Genomic DNA, 22,026 nt, shown 5'->3' on the forward strand with positions numbered 1-22,026 from the left:
CACCCGTCCTCCTCTCAAGGTATACTTTTCAAAAGTCCGATCACAATTAATATAAGTCCAGGTATATATTTGAAGAATGAAATTTTTCCGTTCTTATTTATCCGAAACCCGACCTCCAGCCCCACTCGTAAAAATAATGCACACATGACAGCGATCATAGTAGCCACTGGCCAAGATGGGTAGCCGAGAAATGCTACTCCAATCCCTGCCCCAAAAGCGTCCAATGATAATGCCATCCCTAACAAAACGGCTTCGGTGGCAGAAATTGTTCCCGATTGATCACGATCGGCTGACATCGGGGTGCGTAAAATTTGAATCATGAATCCCAAAGTACGAAGTTCGATGGAGAATAACTCTCTTTCTGAGTGGATTGAAGCTGTTTGAATGGTGAAAGCCTGCTTTTGATGTGACTGTTTCCATGCTTGCAGTAAACTCCATCCTCCTAATAAAACTAAAATCCATGCCCCTAGCGCCTGTGTTGCCTGCGGCGAAAACCAATCCTTGCTCCAATATCCGACTGTCATGGACAATGCCATTACCATTCCCGAACACCCAGCAATGATGAAGATCGATGTAAGAGGTAAGCGCATTCCCCTCATTCCATACGTTAGACCCACTCCAAAGCTGTCAATACTGATGGCAGATGAGATAAAAATCAATGAGATAAAAGCCCACACCCCCCATCCTCTCCCTCCACACAAGATTCTAACCTATCTTATGGAAAGGGAGGAAAAGGTGTGCGTCTAGAGCTTCACCCCACCTTCTTAGCTATACTTTCTGACAGTTAGAGCAGTAATGCGTTCCTCGTCCCGCTACTACCGTTCGTGTAATTGGGGTGCCACATTGATAACACGGTTCTTCTTTCCGACCATACACTTGGATCTGTAATTGAAACATCCCCATCTCCCCATTTCCATCCACATAGGAACGAACTGAGGAGCCTCCGACAGCAATCGCTTTTTTAATCGTAGACTGAATGCTGTCATATAGCTTTTCCTGCTCTTCCTCCGACAGAGTTGCAACACCTCGTTCAGGATGAATCTTGGCATGATGAAGTGCTTCATCCACATAGATATTGCCTAAGCCCGCAACAAAAGACTGATTTAGCAGTAACGCTTTAATATTTGTTTTCCGTTTTACCATCCTTGATCGAAAATTCTCTAGCGTAAACGCCTTTGTCAACGGCTCTGGACCTAATCGATCTAAAGGCTTACTCGTTTCTTCCTCTCCTGCTTTAAATAAATGCATCGTTCCAAATTGCCGTACGTCCAAATAGCGCAGTTCACTCCGATCCGAAAATCGGAAACGAACATGCGTATGTTTCGCCGGAGGCTCAGAAGCATCTTCTACACGATACTTCCCCTCCATTCGCAAATGAGAGACGAGCACCCATCCATCAAAATAAATTTTTAAAAACTTACCTCTTCGTTCGATTCGTTGAATCGTCGTCCCCAACAACTGTTGTCGAAACTCTTCCAGATCACTGGGTCGCTGAATGATACGAGGTAGTGTGATGATCACATCAGCTACTTGTTTTCCTACAATAAGCTCTGTTAGCGTCCTTTTGACAGTTTCTACTTCTGGTAGTTCTGGCATCTTTACGTCACCTGCTCGTCCTTTCTATCCTACTTGGCTTCATACCATGAAGAGCCACTGCTAACCTCCACTTTTAGAGGAACGCGAAGTGAAACAGTCCCCTCCATCACTTCCTTTACCAACTGTGTGAGAGTGTCAATCTCATGTTGCGGCACCTCAAACACTAATTCATCATGCACCTGTAATAGCATGCGGCTTTCCAATCCACGTTCTCGCAATTCATGATCCATCTCTACCATCGCTTTTTTGATGATATCTGCATTCGATCCCTGAATGGGTGTATTCATTGCCGTGCGTTCAGCAAAACTACGGCGGTTAAAATTAGACGAGTGAATATCTGGTAAATAACGACGTCGCTGAAAGATCGTCGTTACATAGCCTTCTTTTTTCGCCTTCTCAATCACATCATCTAGATACTTTTTCACATCAGGATAGCTACTAAAATACTTATCAATGATGGCAGCCGCTTCTTTACGGGAAATATCGAGATTCTGCGATAACCCATAATCACTAATTCCATATACAATCCCAAAATTAACAGCTTTTGCATGACTGCGCATCAAAGAAGTAACATCGTCCTCATTAACCCCAAAAATATCCATTGCTGTTTGGGTATGAATATCCCTTTCCTCGATAAAGGATTGAATCAACGTTTCATCCCCTGAGATATTTGCCAAAATCCGCAATTCAATCTGCGAATAATCCGCTGCTAAAATAGACCAACCTGGCTTCGATGGCACAAACACTCGTCGAAGACGACGTCCCTCTTCTAAGCGAATAGGGATGTTTTGTAAATTAGGATTCGTGCTGCTTAATCGTCCTGTCGCAGTTATCGCCTGGTTAAACTGAGTATGAATTTTACTCTGCTCTTTTTCAATCACTTTGAGCAAACCTTCAATATAGGTAGATATCAGTTTGCCTACTTGACGATAATGCAAGATATACTCTACGATTTCATGTTGGGGAGCAAGCTTCTCCAACACATCTGCACTTGTCGAATACCCCGTCTTCGTCTTTTTAATGACAGGGAGCCCCAGTTTATCAAACAAAACCTCTCCCATCTGCTTAGGGGAATTAATATTAAATTGTGTGCCAGCCAAGTCATAAATCTTATCTGTCAACTCATTTAGGCGAGCCCGCAATTCTTCACCCAATGCTTCTAATCCTTCTACATCGACTCGAATCCCTTCTTGCTCCATTCGAGCCAGCACATCCGTTAAAGGGAGTTCGATATCGAAGTAAAGCTTGTCTAGCTCTACCTCTTTCAATTTAGTCCGTAACAGCTCTTCTAGTTGCGTTACCACAACTGCTTTTCGCGCCAAATGCTCCCCTAGTGCTTCTCCCTGAAGTGCTTGTCGCTTTGCTCCTTTTCCATATACCGCTTCATCAGTGGGCAATCCGCCCCCCAGGTGCTGTTCCATAATCTCACTTAACGAAATCTCGGATTCTGAAGGGTTTAGTAAATATGCCGCCAACATGATGTCAAAAGATAATCCATTAACTCTAAAACCTTGTCGTGTTAAAGAAACTTGTGTTCTCTTAGCATCGTAAACAATTTTTTCTTTACTCCCGTCTGCCAACCAAGTGCGAAAAGCCTTCCACTCCTTCATCACTTCACACGGAAGGTAAAGTTGTTTTTCTCCATCAGAAAGAGCCATCCCAATAACTTCGCCATGATGGTAGTGCTCATCGCTCAACTCGACTACACAACCCAACTTTTCTTGCAAGAACCACTCGGCTAAGTTTTCATCTATCTCCGACACCATCTGATAAGAGACCTCTTGCAAATGAACAGCACTTTCCTCTTCCGGTTGAGAGGATTCTGGATCCAATCTTTCCAGTAGCTTCTTAAACTCTAATTTTTTAAAAAGGGTGCGCAGCTGATCGTGATTGGGCTCGTCACACCGTAAATCCTGTGCGGATAGTTCCAATGGAACTTCACAATAAATCGTAGCCAGCTCTTTACTGATCCGAGCTTGTTCTTGATGAGCCGCAACCTTCTCCTTCAGTTTCTTCCCCGGGAGTTGGTCGATATGATCCAACACACTTTCTACGCTCTCAAACTGATGCAACAATTTAAGTGCAGTCTTCTCCCCCACCCCTGGAATCCCTGGGATATTGTCGGAAGAATCACCCATCAAACCTTTTAAGTCACGAATCTGATCTGGAGTTAACCCGTACTGCTCCTCAATTTTAGCACGGTCATAACGGGTTGCATCCGTCACTCCCTTTTTGGTCATCAAGAGAGTAACATTATCATCCACCAACTGCAATAAATCCTTATCCCCCGTCACAATGAGGACTTCCTCTGCTTCACTTTTTAAAGAGTGAGCTAAGGTGCCAATAATATCATCTGCTTCATACTGCTTCTTTTCATAGTGATGAATCCCCATGGCATCCAACACTTCGCGCATTACGGGTAACTGCTCCGATAGCTCACTGGGTGTTTTCTGTCTGGTGCCCTTGTACTCTGCATACTGCTTATGACGAAACGTCTCTTTCCCCGCATCAAAAGCAACAAAGAGATGGGAAGGTTTCTCCTCTTCCATCAACTTCATCAACATCATCGTAAATCCGTACACTGCGTTTGTAAACTGACCTGATTTATTGGTTAACAGAGGCAACGCATAAAATGCGCGAAAGGCAATACTATTACCATCGACGAGAATCAACTTTTTCATATTTCATGGCTGTCCACCAGCCCTAACCTCCCTAGGTTTATCGCTCTTCGCATTTTCACAGTAGGAGCATAACTATTACTCTCATTGTATCATGTGGGAAGAGCCGCTTCCAGGAAAGAAGGTGCTTCGATGGAGGGGATCGTTTGATATGTAAATAGCTGTATGATTATGTGATGCCAAAACAAAAAAGCATGGGAACGCCAACATTATGGTAAGATATACATGGTCATCTATGTGGCAATCTATATAACCAAAGTGGATGTTCCAACAGCCCCTATATCATTATTACTAGGAGGATCACTATGACGCGACAATCAGTAACTTGCGATCGATCTCGTACCATTCAATCTAAAATCGTCCTACCTCCAGATACCAACTACTTAGGTAACGTATTCGGTGGAAAAGTGCTCGCCTTTATAGATGAGGTAGCAGCTATTGCTGCAATGAGACATTGTGGCTCAATGGTGGTCACCGCCTCAATCGATTCTGTCGATTTTCTCACTCCTGTCCGTGAAGGAGATATTATCACCCTTGAAGCGTTTGTCACATGGACTGGACGTACATCGATGGAAGTATACTGTAAAGTGTTGAACGAAGATATCCGAACCGGAGTACAAGAAGTGACCACCACCTCTTTTCTCACGATGGTGGCCATCGATGAAAACGGTAAGCCTATTCAGGTGCCTGCTGTCATCCCCACCACCGAAGAGGAAGAGGAAATCTATCGCACGGCACCCAATCGTCATCAGAAGCGCCGAGAACGTAAGAAAAATTCATTCTCATAATAGACTTATATACTATCCCTCAGATTCGCCACCTCGCGGACCTCTCGCTCCTCGTGGACCGCGGGGACCACGAGGTCCCGTTGCACCGGTCGCTCCTCTGAGCGAGTCGTTACGAAATGCCGTTATGGTTGCATAAAAATCAAACGAACCACCTTTTACAGGGGCTATTTCTTGGAAAGCCCCGTCAGTCGTAGGGAAATTATTGGAGGTGGCTGACCCAGTTAGATATACACAGTTGCTAGTATCAACCGCTATATCAGAACCTAGATCTTGTCCTGTCCCCCCAAGAAAAGTGGAATATAAAATCCCACGCCCACTCGAACTTACTTGCGTCACAAAATAGTTCATCGATCCCACTCTACCCAGGTGAGCTTGATACGCGTCGGAGGTTATCGGAAAATCCGTAGATAATGTCCCCCCCACAACCCATGCGTTTTGATCACGGTCAACCGCAATTCCCGCGCCTATATCTGATACACTTCCCCCTAAAAAGGTGGAGAACTTCAGCATACTTCCCACATCATTTAATTTGCTCACAAACGCCGTGCCATCTTCTGCCTTATTTATAGTCTGAAAAGCAACCGCGGTAGTTGGAAAATCTCTTGAAAAAGCGGTCCCTGTCACGTATGCGTTCTCAAAAGAATCAACAGTAATAGCACATCCACTATCCCCCCTACTTCCACCTAAATAGGTGGAATAGGCAAGTGAGGTTCCCTGCGCATTTAATTTAGTGATAAAGGCATTGTTATTATTCATTCCTCCTAGTTGCGTCTGAAAAGCACCACTGGTAATGGGGAAATCTTCAGAATCTGTAAAGCCTGTAATATACGTATTATGATTGGAGTCAAGAGCGATATCTTCACCGAAATCTACACCCGATCCACCGATATAAGTAGCAAATAAGAGCGAACTACCTGTCGGGTTTAGCTTCGCTATATATGCGTCTTCATTTCCCCCAAACACGGTTTGAAAAGCACCACTCGTCACGGGAAAGTTAGTCGATTGAGTTGCTCCTCCTACATAGGCATGACCATCGTCGTCAATCGCCACCTTCGCATTTGGTTCCTGACCCCCACCACCCAAATACGTAGAATAAAAGAGGGTTGAACCCGTAGCAGATAACTTTGTAATAAAGGCATCTGTTTCGCCCTTTAGCCCCGTTTGAAAAGCACCACTTGTCACAGGAAAGTTAAATGAGTTGGTTTGCCCCGATACAAATACGGTACGGTTACTTGCGACCGCAATCCCAAGTCCCCCATCGATATTACTTCCTCCTAGATAGGTAGAAAAAAGAAGCGACGTTCCACTAGCGTTTAGCTTACTTACAAACGCATCCACCTGCCTAAGCCTAGTCTGAAACACTCCACTTGTCACAGGAAAATTAGTTGAGCTTGTATTTCCTGTGACATAGGCATTTCCATCATGATCAACTGCTATCGCTAGTCCAAAATCTGAACCGCTCCCTGCCAGATAGGTGGAATAAATCACAACAGGATCTACTATTAATGTCTTCGTTTCGTCGTACTCCCCTTCTATGTTAAAGCCGATATCTTCATCTGCATACTGTTGGTACGATGTTACAATCGGTCTACCCCAATTCTGCTGAAAACTTATCGGCTTACGATCCGTTAGCCATCCCTTCCCCCATTGTAACTGCATGTTCCCCTCATGATCAATAAAAGTAGCTTTCACACCACTAAACCAAAATCGAATATCAGTTACCTTCGCCCCTGGCGAAACTTCAAATTCATACTTTAACTCCCGTCCTTTATAAAGAATGGCATCAATTCCATCCCACAAACGTCGATATACGATCTTATCGTCTTCCTCATGTAAGCGAACCCCAGCATCATGGTTTCTAAAATGGAGTCCTAGAGGAGAAACATTTCCTTCAGGGTGGGAAAATAATATTCGATCCCGCTGACAGATTAGGGTGTACTGGTCATAAGGAATGTGAAACGAAATATCTTCTGCATGCTGGATTGACACACGCCTTCCTCCCTTTATACCTATTTCTTCATAGCATATGATTAACTAAAAGCGACAGTTCCAGCATATGTAAAATATTTTTAAATGCGTTCATCCACGTACTTTTCAAAGACATAAAAAAAGCATGGAGAGCTGAAAAGCTTTCCATGCAATCACTAAAACTAGTTCAAGTCCACCCTTTTCCCCGTCTCAATATAAACAATGCTTTCCGCAATGTTGGTCGCATGATCAGCGATCCGTTCCAAATACCGGCCGACGAAACAGAGTTGCAACGCTACTTCGGTGTACTGCTCCTGTTCGATCATATACTGTAATAACTCTTTAACCACTTTCTCATAAATATGATCCACTTCATCATCCGTTTTTGCTAATTCGCGCGCTAATTCTACGTTCCCATCAATAAAGCTATTAATCCCATCATGCACCATTTTCTGTGTGATTTTAGCCATACGTGGAATATCGACGAGCTCTTTAAAAAGCTTTTGATCGTTACGTACCATCTTAACTGTAACTTCTGCAATATTACCCGCCAGATCGGCCATCCGCTCCATATCAGAAGCAATTTTCATAGCGGCAATCACTCTACGTAAATCAGTGGCAACAGGCTGACGAGTGGCAATCAACAACGCTACCATGTCATCGATCTGATCTTCCATACGGTCGATAACCTCATCTTTTGCCAGTACTTCTTGTGCCAAATTCACATCCAGATGTACCAATGAGCGAACCGCCTTATCAATGGCAATCTCCAGTTTTTCACCCATGTCCAAAAGTGCTTGTTTCAACTCTTGCAGGGATTGATCAAATTGTCTCACTACCACTTTTCACTCCTCCCGTTACCCGAAACGGCCTGTGATATAATCCTCTGTTTTTTGATTTTCTGGTGTGGAGAACAACTTCTCTGTATCACTGTATTCAACAAGATCACCATTTAGAAAAAACGCTGTCTTATCCGAAATTCGCGCCGCTTGTTGCATATTGTGAGTAACAATGACGATGGTATAATTCTTCTTCAGTTCCTGCATTAACTCCTCAATCTTGCCCGTTGAAATCGGATCAAGGGCAGATGTCGGCTCGTCCATTAAAATGATTTCTGGTTCTACCGCTAATGCGCGTGCAATACAGAGACGCTGTTGTTGTCCTCCCGACAAACCAGTAGCTCGATCTTTAAGGCGATCCTTCACTTCGTCCCACAATGCAGATTGTTGTAGGCTTCTCTCTACAATTTCATCTAGCTTCTTCCGATCGCGAGTACCATGGATACGCGGACCATAGGCAATGTTATCATAGATGCTTTTTGGGAACGGATTGGGGGATTGAAATACCATTCCAACTTGCTTGCGCAGTACCTCTACATCTACGCGCTTATCATAGATATTTTCCCCATGGATATTAATTTCACCTTCAATACGCACTCCCTCGATCATATCGTTCATGCGATTTAATGTGCGCAGAAAGGTAGACTTCCCACATCCAGATGGTCCGATCAGCGCAGAGACAGAATAGGAATCCATGTCCATCGATATCTGATTTAATGCCTTCTTTTCTCCGTAATAAAGATCTAATTTATCTACAGAAATTGCTATATGCGACATGTGCTTTCCCTCCTTAAGGTTTTTGCTGAAACTTATTACGTAAATATATCGCAATCGCATTCATTGAGAGTAACACACCCAGCAAGACAATAATGCCAGCTGCTGCAAGGAATTGGAACTCCTCCTTTGGTTGTCCAACCCAACTATAAATCTGAATAGGTAGTACAGTAAACGAATCCAGCACATTTTCCGGAGTAAAAGCGACATACGTAGCAGCACCGATCATAATTAACGGAGCTGTCTCCCCAATCGCACGCGAGAGTGCAAGAATCGTACCTGTTAAAATTCCTGGCATCGCATAAGGTAGTACCACCTTTTGAATTGTTTGCCAGCGTGTCGCGCCCATGGCATAGGATGCGTTCCGCAAAGCTTGAGGTACACTTACAATCGCTTCGCGAGAAGCGACAATCACGATCGGCAATACCAATAAGGACATGGTAAATGCTCCAGCCAAAATACTTGGACCTAAGCCGAACTCTCGTACAAACAACGTAAGGCCCAAAATCCCAAACACGATAGAAGGAACTCCAGCCAAGTTACTAATATTGAGCTGAATGAGACGACTAAACCAGTTCTTACGTGCATATTCCTCCAAATAGATCGAGGTAGCTACACCTAAAATAAATGTAATGGGAGTGGTTAACCCAATCACCCAGATAGAGCCCCACAAAGCGGCTTTAATCCCCGCACGTTCAGGCAGGCGCGACGCAAAGTTTTCAAAAAAGTGAGGAGTAATCCAAGCTGCCCCATCGCGGAAAACGTCGATGAGTAACACTGCCAGTACCACAATCCCAAATAGCGTCGAGAGAAAGAACAAGCCGAAGGCAAGTCGATTTTTAAAACGCCGGAATCCAACCCGCCTCCGTTCTTTATTTGCAGAACCCTGATCATTAGCTGATATATTTCTGCTTTCGCTGATGGAATCACCTCGCATCAATATTCCTCCTTATAGCGACGAGCAATAAATTGCGCCAACATATTCATAATAAATGTAAAGATAAATAAGGTCATACCGACAGCATAGATGGAAAGGTACGGTGTACTTCCATATGTGTTATCCCCAGTAGCCGCTTGAACCATATAAGCCGTCATCGTTTGAATCGAATCCGTCATATCTAATGTTAAGTTTGGCGTAGCACCTGCAGCGATAGTAACAATCATCGTCTCTCCAATCGCTCTGGAAATACCCAGCACAAACGAGGCAATCACACCTGACAGAGCGGCTGGTAGAACCACTCTGACCGCCACCTCCAATTTGGTCGCCCCTAAAGCATACGCTGCCTCGCGAATTCCACGAGGTACAGAACGCATAGCGTCTTCTGACAACGAAGCAATCATAGGGATAATCATAATACCTACCACTAAGCTAGCGCTAAGTGCGTTAAACACACCCATGCCCGGGAAAACCTGTCGTAATAACGGTGTTACAAAGGTAAGGGCAAAAAACCCATATACAATCGTCGGAATCCCAGCCAAAACTTCTAACATCGGCTTTACTACTTTCCGCAATCCATCTGGAGCATATTCACTTAGAAAAATAGCACTACCAATTCCGATGGGGATTGCCACGAACGCTGCACCCACTGTCACCAACAACGTTCCTGCCACTAGCGGCATAATCCCAAATTCTCGCTGTTCCGCGCTAAATAATGCAGTCCATTTGTCTGCGGTTACAAACTCTAAAAATGAAACCTCGCGAAAGAAGGCAACCGTTTCAAAGAGCAATGTAAGAACGATCCCTATTGTTGTAAATACAGATATCAATGCCATAAATAATAATACTTTCGGGATTAATGCTTCGACCCGATGACGTCCTGTCCGGGGAGAACGGAAGCGACTCCCGTTATGTTGTGCCACTTTATCCAACTAAATCCTCTCCTTTCGTAAAACGGCAAACGTGCGGTGCGCTAAGGGAACACATTCCCTGAGTACACCACACGATCCCTATCCAATATTCCTACTTAATCAGCTCTAACGCTTTCTCGTATTCTTCCTCTGGCATCAAGATATATCCTACACTTGGAATTAACTCTTTGCCATCCGTTAAGTAATATTCAATAAACGCTTTTACTTCTTTTTTCTGTAATGCTTGTTTGTTCGGATAGATGAAGACTGGACGAGAAAGCTTATATGATCCATCATTAATTGTCTCTTCAGTCGGTTCTACTGCATCGGCATCCGCTTTAATCTTAACAGCTTTCAGCTTATCTTTATTTTCGATGTAATAATGGTATCCGAAGTATCCCAAACTGTATTCGTCACCCGCAACTCCTGTAATCAACACATTATCGTCTTCACTCTGTTGATAATCAGTACGGCTTTTCCCTTCTTCGCCCACCACTTCATCTGTAAAGTAATCAAAGGTTCCCGAAGAGGTTCCTGGCCCGTATAATTTAATTGGTTTATCTGGGAAGTCCGAACGCACGTCTTTCCATGACTTCACTTTACTATCTGGTTCCCATATCTTCTTTAATTCTTCCATCGTCAGTTCATCGACGAAGTCGTTATCTTTGTTTACAACTACGGTAATGCCATCGAAGGCGACTGGAATTTCAATCGGCTCTATATTATTTTCTTTTGCTTTGTTGGTCTCTTCATCTTTAATCGGGCGAGAAGCGTTATTAATATCGATTTCACCCTTCACCCACTTCTCAAAGCCGCCACCTGTACCAGAAGTACTAACATTCACCTCTACCTCAGGGTTTTCCATCATAAATTCTTCTGCCATCGCTTGAGTGATTGGATATACTGTGCTGGATCCATCAATTTTTACTGTACCTGATAGTTCAGCCCCATTTTTATTTCCTTCTTCGCTGCTACTACAGCCGATCATCATACCAAATGATAGAGCAAAGGCCCCAACTAAAAGTATGGTGCGCTTAAACATAACTGTGTTTCCCCCTTGGGCGAGTGTGAATTAACTTCTACAATTCATAGATTAGCGTACCCATTTTGTGAGATCATAAACGAAATGTAAAGGTTATGTTAAAGCGTAGAAATAAAATGCTCCAATCATAGAATGGACTACAACTCTCTAACTCAATACACAACGAAAGACACACGCTTAATCCACGTGTGTCTTTCTATTAGTTATCGCTAGATTTTTCCTTGTGTTCCATGAATACCAGCGGAAACGTAGCAGAAAAGGTCGTTCCTTCTCCCACAGAACTCTTCACCTCTAATTTACCCTCATGTGCCTCCACTAAGTGTTTTACAATAGCTAAGCCTAAGCCTGTTCCTCCAGATTCGCGCGAACGTGCTTTATCTACCCGATAAAAACGCTCAAATATACGGGATAAATCCTCTTCAGGTATCCCAATTCCTGTGTCTTTTACCTCCAGACGCCATTCATCGGCTATCTGTATCACTTCAACAGTGATCTGTCCTCCAGGTGGCGTATAGGCAATCGCGTTAGAAAGTAAATTGAGCAGGATTTGCTCAAATCGATCTCTATCGATATATACAGGGAAAGGATTCTCTATACATAGCTGCAAGTCCTGTTGTCGCTTTTCCACTTTTGTACGGAAAGAACGTACTGTAGACACCACTAACTCATCTACTTGTACCCAGTCTCGCTCCAATGTTAACTTTTTCGACTCAATCCGGGATAGATCCAACAAATCACTAATTAACCGTTCTAAGCGTAAACTTTCTCCCAACACAATGTTTAAAAACTCACGCGCGGTCTCCTTATCATCAATCGCACCATCTAATAAAGTCTCTGTAAATCCTCGCAATGAGGTGACAGGTGTTTTTAATTCATGGGAAACATTTGCGACAAACTCAGTTCTCATTTTTTCTAAACGACGTATAGCGGTAATATCATGAAGAACAGCTACTACGCCTAGCCTTTCATTTTGACCCCCAATTGGTACCACCCGCACTTCAATGATCCGATCTTCAGGAAGATACAGATGAATCTCTTCGCGAATTCGTTCCCCCTGTTCGATACAACGGTTTAAAAGTGTGCGAATTTCATGCGGATAAGGAATCATCTGCACATCCGTACCTATTACCTGCTCATTTTCTACTCCTAACATTTCTTCCAGCGCTCGATTAGCTAAATTAATTTCTCCTTTTCCATTAACCATGAGCAAACCACTGTCCATCGTCTCAATGACAGTGGTTAATCGACGCTTACTTTTACGCACTGATGCCATCTGCTTCTGATGACTACTTGCCATTCGATTAATCGCTTGCCCTAGGCGACCGATCTCATCCTCACTCTGAACCGTCACGATACGCTGAAAGTTTTTTTGTGCAATATCTGTAGCAATTCGGGTCACCTCTTCTATTGGCTTCGTCAATCCGTATGCCATCAGCGCACTTACGCCTACCGCTAGCATCACAGCGATCACACCGACTAAAAGTAGATATATCCAATATCGAAGAATACTACTACCAAACGATGAATCCACTAGCTCAATCCGAACTGCCCCCGTAACTTCTTGCTTACTGTTTAAGATAGGAACAATAACAACTTGAGATTGATCCCATAGTGTAGAGCTTGTATATGATTCACCCGACTCAAATACCCTTTGTACTTGTCGCTTCTCAGAAGCCGAATCGCGCTTCCGCTCACTTTCATCCGCTACGCTCTCCTCTTTAGAAGAAAACAGAGATACTTCCGCTTGTAATATTTGAGAGTATGTTCTGCCTGCCTCTTGCCACGAGGCATGCTGAACATCATCTCTGTCAATAGCGGTAACAATCATGTTGGCCTCTTGCAACAAACGCTCTTCTATTCTTTCGTTATAAGAAGACTTAGCTAAAGAAATTACAATAATACCAGTCACGAGTATTGAAATGCTAATCGCCCACAAAAACTGAGTGGTTAATCTTTTACGTAGCGTTTTCATCCAGACTTCGGTCCTTCAAACTTGTAGCCAATTCCCCGTACGGTTTTAATATAAATAGGTTTCCGAGTATCTTTTTCTATTTTTTCTCGTAAATGACTCACATGTACATCTACAATGCGTGAATCTCCCACGAAGTCATAATTCCAAACTGCATTTAATAACTGATCTCGTGATAACACTCTACCCTTACTCCTAGCCATAAAGAGCAACAATTCAAATTCCTTAGGTGTAAGCTCTAACAATTCACCGTCTAATTTTGCTTCATACCCTTCAGGTAGTATCATCAACTCTCCTATATGGATACACTCTTCCTTCGATTCAGCAGATACAGGGGCATGAACAGCTTCCACTCGGCGAAATATTGCTTTAATGCGAGCCAGTAACTCCCTAGGGCTAAAAGGCTTTGTCATATAGTCATCAGCGCCGAGCTCTAATCCTAGCACACGATCAAACTCTTCGTTTTTAGCTGTGAGCATAAGGATGGGCATATAATGTTTTTCTTGGCGTAAGCGCCGACAAACTTCAAGTCCATCCATTTGAGGTAGCATTAAGTCTAAAACGACTAAATCTGGATCTTGGTTTTTTGCCATCTCCAATGCAGTAGAGCCATCTGTAGCAATATCAACTTTATATCCTTCTTTTTCTAAGTTGAATTGGACTAGCTTAACAATAGAGGGCTCATCATCTACGACGAGAATACGCTTCATCAATACCCCTTCTCCCTGTATTTATGTGTGAGAATACATTCTCTTCCTTTCTCATCATAGCATAAATAAAAAAAGAGAGACCAAAAAAAAGAGTATCCGGAAATAGCCCCTTCTCTCTTCAAAGGGTCCCGATTACTCCTAGAATATATATCACACCAACCATTTGACCGCAGCTCTCAGCTATTTATCTTTAAAAATTATCATAGGTTTGCTGTAAGATCGACTTCGTTATAGGCGGAATCACCTGTATTTCACCCACAGTCACATCTTCCGATTGTTCATTCTGTATATGAACAGCCACTGATATCCGCTGCTGAATTTCATCCTTGTGTATTACTTCTAGTGAGCACTCCACCCGTTCTCCATGAGTCACCTGTTTAGGAAATGTGAGAGACTGGGCACAAATGAGACTCCCTGCACCTGGTAATTTCGTAGATATCAAAGACTCTACCCAGCCACTTAATAACCCGGAAGGGACCAACAACTGTTCATATGGGGTTTGATGCACATAATTAGCTTCTACAAACACTGGATTTGTATCGTCTGTCAGCCCAAGATATAAGACAATATCCCGAACTGCTAATACCTTCTTCTCATGGACGCTCTCCCCTATTTTTAATTCATCCCATCTCTTCCCTTGTCCTCTTTTTTGCCCCAACACGCTCATCGTCCTCCTCTTTGTATGCGCTTACATTATATCGTTTTCCAGATATGAACTCAATGAATTACAATTTCGTCACAACTATGCTGTATCCCTTGATTTTTTCCTTCTAAATCAGCGAAAATAGAATAGTAAGTGAATAACGCATCATATACACTCATTAATTTGAAGTTAGAACGGAGTTCTATTTATGAAAAAATGGAAAAAAATTGTTTTTATATTGATAACAGTCTCCATTTTCCTGACTGCTTATGTACTAGATACTATCATTTTAAAGGAACCTGTTGTAGGTGAACACCCTTCTGCTCAACAAAACACCCTGAGTATAAATGAACCCAAACAGCCCACCCCTTCAACCTCATGGATATCCACATGGAGTACAGCTCATCAGCCACCTTCTGGAGCCGCACAAACAGGCATCACAAATCGAACCTTGCGCATGATTATTCGTCCCTCGATCGGCGGAAACAAAGTTCGGGTTCATCTTACTAATCCATATGGAGATACAGCAGTTGCCTTCAAGGAGGTAACCATAGGGTTAGTTAAAGAAGGTGCAACCTTAGTTCCTGGTTCACTTCACACCGCTACCTTTGATGGTAAGCAACATATCACATTAGCTGTAGGTGAAGAAGTCTATAGTGATCCCATAAACATGGTGGTTTCACCAGAAACAGATATTGCGATCAATCTATATATTCCAGGCAGAAGTGGAGCGATGAGTTGGCACCGCATTGCTAAACAAACTTCTTACTTATCGACACCAGGAAATTATTCCTTAGACCCATCTGAGCATGCCTTCGCCTCTTCCCTTTACTCTTGGTTTTATATCGCTGGATTAGATGTACAACGCCTAGATCAAACCTTTTATACCCTTGTTACTGTGGGAGATTCAATTACAGATGGTTCCACCTCTACACAAGATAACAACCAACGATATCCCAACCATTTGGCTACGTTACTACGCCAAGAAGATTTACCGATCGCCGTCGTTAATACTGGGATTTCGGGAAATAAACTTTTGCGTGACCATCCGATTTATGGAGAAAAACTTTTGGGTCGCTTTCAGCGCGATGTGCTACAACGCTCTGGTGTTACTGATGTCATCGTTTTAATTGGAATAAATGATATTGGAGCACAACCTACTATCTCTGCTGAAACAATGATTGCCGGTTATCGAAAACTGATCAGGGAGGCACACGATCAAGACGTTCGTATTTATCTGGGTACACTTCTTCCATATAAGGGCGCTCGGTTTTACACTGCAGAGGGTGAACGTGTCCGCCAACAAGTAAATGAATGGATTCGCCAAAGCGGTGAAGCAGACGCTGTTATCGATTTTGAGCATGCACTTCAAGATCCTGCCGACCCACAGCGTCTCCTCCCCATCTATGATTCTGGCGATCACTTACACCCAAGTGATCTAGGATATCAAAAGATGGCACAGACGGCCTACCTCTCTCTGCTTCCATAATTCCGCTCATCTGCTATGACTTCTTCTTTAGAGTATCCTAGAAGAAGTCATCTTTTCTTTATCATTGCGAAGCATATCATGCCATCGCTCCCCTTCTTTCTCATCGACATCAATCACCCGATAATAACCCGATCCACTCCCTGAGGCTATTTGTACCTCAACTGTACATACACGAGCCCTTCGTTGAAAACAGTTCCTCTTCAATACCAGGGCTTGAATGCGGGGGCGAGTTACGATAACGGTGGTACGCCTCCACACTCCTTGCCACCGCAGACGATACAAAAAATTTCCTTCCCTGCCCACACCTGCGAATCGGTACTTCCACCAACCCCATGCTACAGCCGGAGGTATAAAAAAGAGCGATAGTAATCCCAACGGATAAAACATCATCGTAAGCACCGGTACACCCACTAACGGCATCCACAGGGAGCGTACGATATATCGCTTTCGCACGTGTTTCGGTAGGCTAGTAACCACCACATCTGTTGAAAATTCCGGAACAAACTCCGCTAAAAAAGGTTTTATATCTCTCATACGAATTAAAGGGAACAAAACGGTTGAATCGCCATTTTCATTCCCAAAACCTGCACTTTCCACATGCAAAGCTGCTAAACCAAAAGGTTGCCGCAGAACTCCCTCTACAACTCGGATTGCTTGAATGCGCGCTAATGGAATGGATACCCTTTTTTTCTCCAACCATCCTCTCTGTAATAGTAAATCATTTCCTTCTCGTCGAACCGTAAAGTGAGCATTTGTAAGTATAGTTCCCACTATCGCCAACATCCAAGAAAGAAAGAGAACGCTAAACAATACTAAGAGAACCGTAGCCACCGATAGGGCAGAAACGGAAGACTGAAATAAATGAAACCAATCTAATGATGACCACCACTCACTCATTTGTAACAACTCATATACTGTAGAGAATAGCCCTCCGATCAATGGAAAGACGATTCCAATTCCGCCTGAAGTCGCTCCCGCAAGAAGGAGCTCCTTTGTCTGCAGTTTTCGTTCACTCTTCCTCTGATCAGCTTTTATACTACCCTCGCCACTCTTTTCGTCTTCTTTTTCAGATAAATTCTTTTTCAGCGCTATTTGTAGGTTATACGCATCACTTCTTAACAAGGCATCCATCGCCACCTCAGGCTCAGACCCTCCTGCGGTTTCAATTCGCACACGAACCAACCCAAATAAGCGATGAAATATCCCCTCTGTCAAATCGATAGATTGAATTCTTGATTGTGGGATTATTCGCTGTTTGCGAACCCAGATCCCACTATGAATGACCAGCTCATTTCCTTTAATCATGTATGTATACCTACGCCAACTGTAAAATCCCAATCCCAAGAATATTAGAATCATAAAGATGAGCGAACTCCCTACAACCACTAATAAGTTTCCGCTCAACCTACCTGATGTCACCGCATACACAACAAGAAAAACGGAAGGAGATACCCATGATCTAATCGCTTGAAATAAATGAATAAGGACATAGAGAGGATGTTGTCTTCGTGGCTCAAACATCATCTATCACCCGCGCTAACTCCGCGATGCGATCTCGCAGCAACTCTGCTGTTAATTCCTCTAACGCTGGTATTTCATGAGTTCCAGCCGCAGTGGAAATCATTACTGCAGCTAAACCATATCGGCGTAATAATGGTCCCTGTTTCGTATCCACATGCTGGACACGTACCATCGGTATCAAGGTACGCTTTACTATCCATACCCCGTACTGAAGTTCAATCTCATTCTCTGTCACTTCATAACGCCACCGCTTCCAGCGTAGCTTAGGCCATCCCCATATCATCCACGAGCCTATAACCACTAGAATAGGTATCACTAGAGCAGTTAGCCACATGCTCACTTCTATTCGATATAGTGCATATATAAGTACACTGAACAGTCCAATCAGGACTAAACCTATGATAACCCCTTCCCAATACCAGACTGTGAGTGCTTTCTCATCAATACGATGTTTAGGCTCGGCTCGCATCTGAACGTCCCCTCCCGCTTGGCAAAAAACCCAGGAAACATCATCCATGCCTCCTGGGTTTCTCATCTTATTCTTTATTATCTAATGTATTACAATAACTTCATTACGTTACGAACTGAATCAGCTGATTGATCCAATGCTTTTTTCTCTTCATCAGATAGATCCAATTCGATGATCTTCTCAATACCAGCGCCACCAATCACTGTGGGTACACCAAGGTACATATCTTGATAACCATACTCACCCTCAAGATAAGCGATCGCAGGCAAAATACGTTTCTTATCTTTCAAAATAGCTTCTGTCATTTGTGTGAGTGAAGCTGCAGGTGCAAAATACGCGCTTGCATTCTTCATCAAACCTACGATCTCACCGCCACCCTTACGAGTACGCTCTACAATCGCATCTAAGCGATCTTGTGGTATCAGTTTGGAAAGAGGAATGCCCCCCGCGTAAGAGTAACGAATTAATGGTACCATATCATCACCGTGTCCACCCAATACGAAGCCACTTACATCCTCTACGGACACGTTAAGCTCCTGTGCGACAAAAGTACGGAAACGAGCGGTGTCTAGTACACCAGATTGTCCAATGACACGGTTTTTCGGGAACCCACACGTACGGAATACTTCATATGTCATTGCATCCACCGGGTTGGTCAAAACGATGATGATACTTTCTGGAGAGTGTTTTGCTACTTCTTGCGCAACGCTCCTCATAATCTTAGCGTTAGTCGCAACCAGATCATCACGGCTCATACCTGGTTTCCGTGCAATTCCAGCTGTAATGATAACAACATCTGAACCAGCGGTCTCTGCATAATCAGAGGTGCCAACAATGTTAGAATCAAACCCTTGTACTGGACTTGCCTCTAGCATATCAAGTGCTTTCCCCTTCGTTGGATCTTCTACCTGAGGGATATCGACCAATACAACATCGCCTAATTCTTTTTGTGCCACCATTAAAGCAGTGGTCGAGCCAGTAAAGCCTGCACCGATAACAGAAATTTTTCTCCTCTTAATTGCCATGTCTATCTTCCTCCCCTAAGTTATAGATTTTCAATCAGTTTCTCCGCAAACTGCGAACATTTTACTTCTGTCGCTCCATCCATGAGACGAGCAAAATCATAGGTAACCGTTTTTTGCGAGATTGTTTTTTCCATTGCACCATAAACAAGATCAGCCGCATCTTGCCATCCTAGGTGTTCTAACATCAATACTCCGGAGAGAATCAGTGAACCTGGGTTGACCTTATCCATCCCAGCATACTTTGGAGCAGTCCCATGGGTAGCTTCAAAGATCGCATGCCCTGATTCATAATTGATGTTTGCCCCTGGTGCAATCCCGATGCCTCCTACTTGCGCCGCTAACGCATCCGAAATATAGTCCCCATTCAAGTTGAGTGTGGCGATCACATCATACTCGTTCGGACGAGTTAAAATCTGTTGTAAGAACGCATCTGCGATCGAATCTTTAATGATTACTTTTCCAGCCGCTTCTGCTTCTGACTGTGCACGATTAGCTTCCTCTTTACCCTTCTCTTCCACAATCCGATCATACTCGGCCCAAGTAAAGGTTTGCTCAGAAAACTCTTTCTCCGCTAGCTCATATCCCCAGCGTTTAAAAGCACCTTCTGTATATTTCATGATGTTGCCTTTATGAACCAAGGTGACACTTTTGCGACCATGATCCAATGCATATTGTATGGCAGAGCGCACCAAACGTTCTGTACCTTCACGAGAAACTGGTTTTAGCCCAATTCCAGACGTTTGCGGGAAACGGATTTTCTTAACGCCCATTTCCGTTTGTAGGAAGTGAATCATCTTTTCTGCATCTTTCGTCTCTGCTTGCCACTCAATCCCTGCATATATGTCCTCTGAATTCTCTCTAAACACAACCATATCTACTTGTTCCGGTTTTTTCACTGGCGATGGAACACCTTGAAAGTAACGAACCGGACGCAAACACACATATAGATCCAGCTCTTGTCGCAATGCAACATTAAGAGAGCGAATTCCTTCACCCACAGGAGTTGTCAAAGGACCTTTTATAGCAACATAGTATTCACGAATCTGGTTTAAAGTTTCTTCTGGAAGCCATTCATTCTTATGGTTGTATGCCTTTTCACCCGCATATACTTCTAACCATGCTATTTTCTTCTTTCCATCAAAAGCTTTTTCTACTGCTGCATCAAGAACACGCTTAGTTGCTTTCCATATATCTGTTCCAATACCATCACCTTCGATGAATGGGATGATAGGGTTGTTGGGAACACGAAGTTCTCCGCTTTTTTCAATGGTAATCTTCTCACCAATAGATTGGTGATTTATTGACACGTCTGTCCCTGCCATGAATCTTACCCCTTTTTTCTTCGTCTTTGTAATCCATTTTAAAACTTACAAGCACATAAAAACAGGGGGCACCGTCAAGTCCGCCCCTGCTGTCACTTCGCCACTGCTTACTAAATTAACGTTCGTTCATAGGAACGTAAGGTTGATGCGTTGGACCTACATATTCTGCACGAGGACGAATTAAGCGGTTATCTGCGTATTGTTCCATTACATGAGCAGTCCAACCGGAAACACGACTCATCGCAAAGATAGGCGTAAAGAGATCACGTGGAATACCTAGGTAGTTGTAAACCGAAGCAGAGTAAAAATCTACGTTTGGCTTCAATCCCTTTTGACTCACAATCATATCATCAATCTTAATGGACATCTCATACCACTTCTGCTCACCCGTAAGTTCAGCCAACTGCCGGGACATTTCACGCAGATGTTTTGCACGTGGATCTCCATCTTTGTACACACGATGACCAAAGCCCATGATCTTTTCTTTATTAGCCAACTTTTTATTAACCACAGCTTCTACTGCATCCAGCTCACCAATTTCTTCTAGCATTGCCATAACTCGTTCATTTGCTCCACCGTGCAGAGGCCCTTTCAATGTACCAATGGCTGTAGTAATAGCAGAATACATATCTGAAAGCGTAGCTGTCGTCACACGGGACGCAAAGGTAGAAGCATTTAGCTCATGATCCGCATGCAAGATCAAAGCTTTATCGACTGCTTTTACAGCTATTTCATCAGGCTCTTCACCAGTCAGCATATATATGAAGTTGCTAGCAAAACCATACCCAGAGCGAGGCGAAACCGGTTCTAAACCATTGCGCAGACGATGCAAAGTAGAAATAATTGTAGGCAATTTAGCAGTTAAATTAACTGCTTTTAGTTGATTTGCTTCAGTGCTATTATCATCTGCTTGCGCGTCAAATAATCCTAAAGCGGAAATGGCAGTACGTAGGATAGCCATTGGATGAACATCTTTTGGATACGCCTTCATCTGCTCCAATAACTGTTGAGGTAGCGTCGCATGCGCATCCAGTTGCACTTTTAATTCATCCAATTGTGCTTGCGTCGGAAGAGAACCATTCCACAATAAATATATAACCTCTTCAAAGCTAGCGTTGTCTGTTAAATCATCGATATTAATTCCACGATAGGTGAGAACACCATCGATGATTGAGCTAATTTGTGATGTAAGGGCTACGATGCCCTCCAATCCTTTTGCATTAGACATATGATCTGGTCGCTCCTTTACTTAAAAACGTATAAGATATAGCACCCTCATGCCGCGGCCGAACAGCCGGTCTGACTTGGTCGGTATGTAATCTTCATACCCCATGTCCCAATCAAT

At 43.4% G+C, this 22,026-nt stretch carries 19 protein-coding genes; 2 read left to right on the forward strand and 17 right to left on the reverse strand.

Translation table 11 applies throughout. The features are described 5' to 3' along the window. Nucleotides 1–14: 14 nt before the first annotated feature. From ytaF to polA, 3 genes are all read right to left on the reverse strand, one after another. Entirely contained in the window at nt 15–677 is a 663-nt protein-coding gene (ytaF, locus tag NXZ84_RS08385; protein WP_258839812.1) for a sporulation membrane protein YtaF, read from the reverse strand. Between the two features lie 91 nt (nt 678–768). After that, nucleotides 769–1,596: a DNA-formamidopyrimidine glycosylase gene (gene mutM, locus NXZ84_RS08390; RefSeq protein ID WP_258839813.1), complete on the reverse strand. Its 828-nt coding sequence runs from the start codon at nt 1,594–1,596 to the stop codon at nt 769–771. A gap of 29 nt (nt 1,597–1,625) precedes the next feature. Next, nucleotides 1,626–4,277 carry a DNA polymerase I gene (gene polA, locus NXZ84_RS08395; RefSeq protein WP_258839814.1) on the reverse strand — a complete coding sequence of 884 codons (2,652 nt, stop codon included), beginning with the start codon at nt 4,275–4,277 and terminating at the stop codon, nt 1,626–1,628. Nucleotides 4,278–4,579: 302 nt separating this feature from the next. Between polA and NXZ84_RS08400 the strand changes: the two genes are divergently transcribed. Next, nucleotides 4,580–5,062 (forward strand): acyl-CoA thioesterase, encoded by a 483-nt coding sequence (locus NXZ84_RS08400; protein WP_258839815.1) that lies wholly within the window; start codon nt 4,580–4,582, stop codon nt 5,060–5,062. A 12-nt stretch (nt 5,063–5,074) separates the two neighbouring features. On the opposite strand, the gene NXZ84_RS08405 is transcribed toward NXZ84_RS08400, so the two are convergent. From NXZ84_RS08405 to NXZ84_RS08445, 9 genes are all read right to left on the reverse strand, one after another. Further along, a complete protein-coding gene (locus NXZ84_RS08405) occupies nt 5,075–7,051 on the reverse strand; it encodes an SBBP repeat-containing protein (RefSeq protein ID WP_258839816.1) in 1,977 nt (658 codons plus the stop codon). 161 nt (nt 7,052–7,212) lie between these two features. After that, nucleotides 7,213–7,872 (reverse strand): phosphate signaling complex protein PhoU, encoded by a 660-nt coding sequence (phoU, locus tag NXZ84_RS08410; RefSeq protein WP_258839817.1) that lies wholly within the window; start codon nt 7,870–7,872, stop codon nt 7,213–7,215. 15 nt (nt 7,873–7,887) lie between these two features. Continuing rightward, entirely contained in the window at nt 7,888–8,646 is a 759-nt protein-coding gene (pstB, locus tag NXZ84_RS08415) for a phosphate ABC transporter ATP-binding protein PstB (RefSeq protein WP_258839818.1), read from the reverse strand. A gap of 13 nt (nt 8,647–8,659) precedes the next feature. Beyond that, complete coding sequence (gene pstA / locus NXZ84_RS08420; RefSeq protein WP_258839819.1) at nt 8,660–9,580, reverse strand: phosphate ABC transporter permease PstA; 921 nt, start codon at nt 9,578–9,580, stop codon at nt 8,660–8,662. Next, nucleotides 9,580–10,503 (reverse strand): phosphate ABC transporter permease subunit PstC, encoded by a 924-nt coding sequence (gene pstC / locus NXZ84_RS08425; protein ID WP_258840369.1) that lies wholly within the window; start codon nt 10,501–10,503, stop codon nt 9,580–9,582. Before pstC ends, pstA begins: the two co-directional genes overlap by 1 nt. Nucleotides 10,504–10,603: 100 nt before the next feature. Next, nucleotides 10,604–11,533 carry a PstS family phosphate ABC transporter substrate-binding protein gene (locus NXZ84_RS08430; RefSeq protein WP_258839820.1) on the reverse strand — a complete coding sequence of 310 codons (930 nt, stop codon included), beginning with the start codon at nt 11,531–11,533 and terminating at the stop codon, nt 10,604–10,606. 199 nt (nt 11,534–11,732) lie between these two features. Next, nucleotides 11,733–13,505, reverse strand: a complete 1,773-nt coding sequence (gene pnpS, locus NXZ84_RS08435; protein WP_258839821.1) for a two-component system histidine kinase PnpS — start codon at nt 13,503–13,505, stop codon at nt 11,733–11,735. Beyond that, the gene (locus NXZ84_RS08440) at nt 13,502–14,215 is read right to left on the reverse strand and encodes a response regulator transcription factor (RefSeq protein WP_258839822.1); all 714 of its coding nucleotides are present in this window, start codon (nt 14,213–14,215) and stop codon (nt 13,502–13,504) included. Before NXZ84_RS08440 ends, pnpS begins: the two co-directional genes overlap by 4 nt. Before the next feature lie 187 nt (nt 14,216–14,402). Next, nucleotides 14,403–14,873, reverse strand: coding sequence for a MaoC/PaaZ C-terminal domain-containing protein (locus tag NXZ84_RS08445; protein WP_258839823.1), 471 nt, complete (start codon nt 14,871–14,873; stop codon nt 14,403–14,405). 190 nt (nt 14,874–15,063) lie between these two features. Between NXZ84_RS08445 and NXZ84_RS08450 the strand changes: the two genes are divergently transcribed. Then, nucleotides 15,064–16,344, forward strand: a complete 1,281-nt coding sequence (locus NXZ84_RS08450; protein ID WP_258839824.1) for an SGNH/GDSL hydrolase family protein — start codon at nt 15,064–15,066, stop codon at nt 16,342–16,344. A 27-nt stretch (nt 16,345–16,371) separates the two neighbouring features. Here NXZ84_RS08450 and NXZ84_RS08455 read toward each other — a convergent pair whose 3' ends face one another. The 5 genes from NXZ84_RS08455 to citZ form a co-directional block, all read right to left on the reverse strand. Next, on the reverse strand, nt 16,372–17,865 hold the full coding sequence (locus tag NXZ84_RS08455) for a PH domain-containing protein (RefSeq protein WP_258839825.1): 1,494 nt from the start codon (nt 17,863–17,865) through the stop codon (nt 16,372–16,374). Then, nucleotides 17,858–18,334, reverse strand: coding sequence for a PH domain-containing protein (locus NXZ84_RS08460; RefSeq protein ID WP_258839826.1), 477 nt, complete (start codon nt 18,332–18,334; stop codon nt 17,858–17,860). Before NXZ84_RS08460 ends, NXZ84_RS08455 begins: the two co-directional genes overlap by 8 nt. An 89-nt stretch (nt 18,335–18,423) precedes the next feature. Next, entirely contained in the window at nt 18,424–19,359 is a 936-nt protein-coding gene (mdh, locus tag NXZ84_RS08465; RefSeq protein ID WP_258839827.1) for a malate dehydrogenase, read from the reverse strand. 20 nt (nt 19,360–19,379) lie between these two features. Further along, nucleotides 19,380–20,681 (reverse strand): NADP-dependent isocitrate dehydrogenase, encoded by a 1,302-nt coding sequence (gene icd, locus NXZ84_RS08470; protein WP_258839828.1) that lies wholly within the window; start codon nt 20,679–20,681, stop codon nt 19,380–19,382. 115 nt (nt 20,682–20,796) lie between these two features. After that, nucleotides 20,797–21,909, reverse strand: a complete 1,113-nt coding sequence (gene citZ / locus NXZ84_RS08475) for a citrate synthase (protein ID WP_258839829.1) — start codon at nt 21,907–21,909, stop codon at nt 20,797–20,799. Nucleotides 21,910–22,026: the final 117 nt, after the last annotated feature.

Source organism: Mechercharimyces sp. CAU 1602, from assembly GCF_024753565.1.
Classification (GTDB): Bacteria; Bacillota; Bacilli; order Thermoactinomycetales; family JANTPT01; genus Mechercharimyces.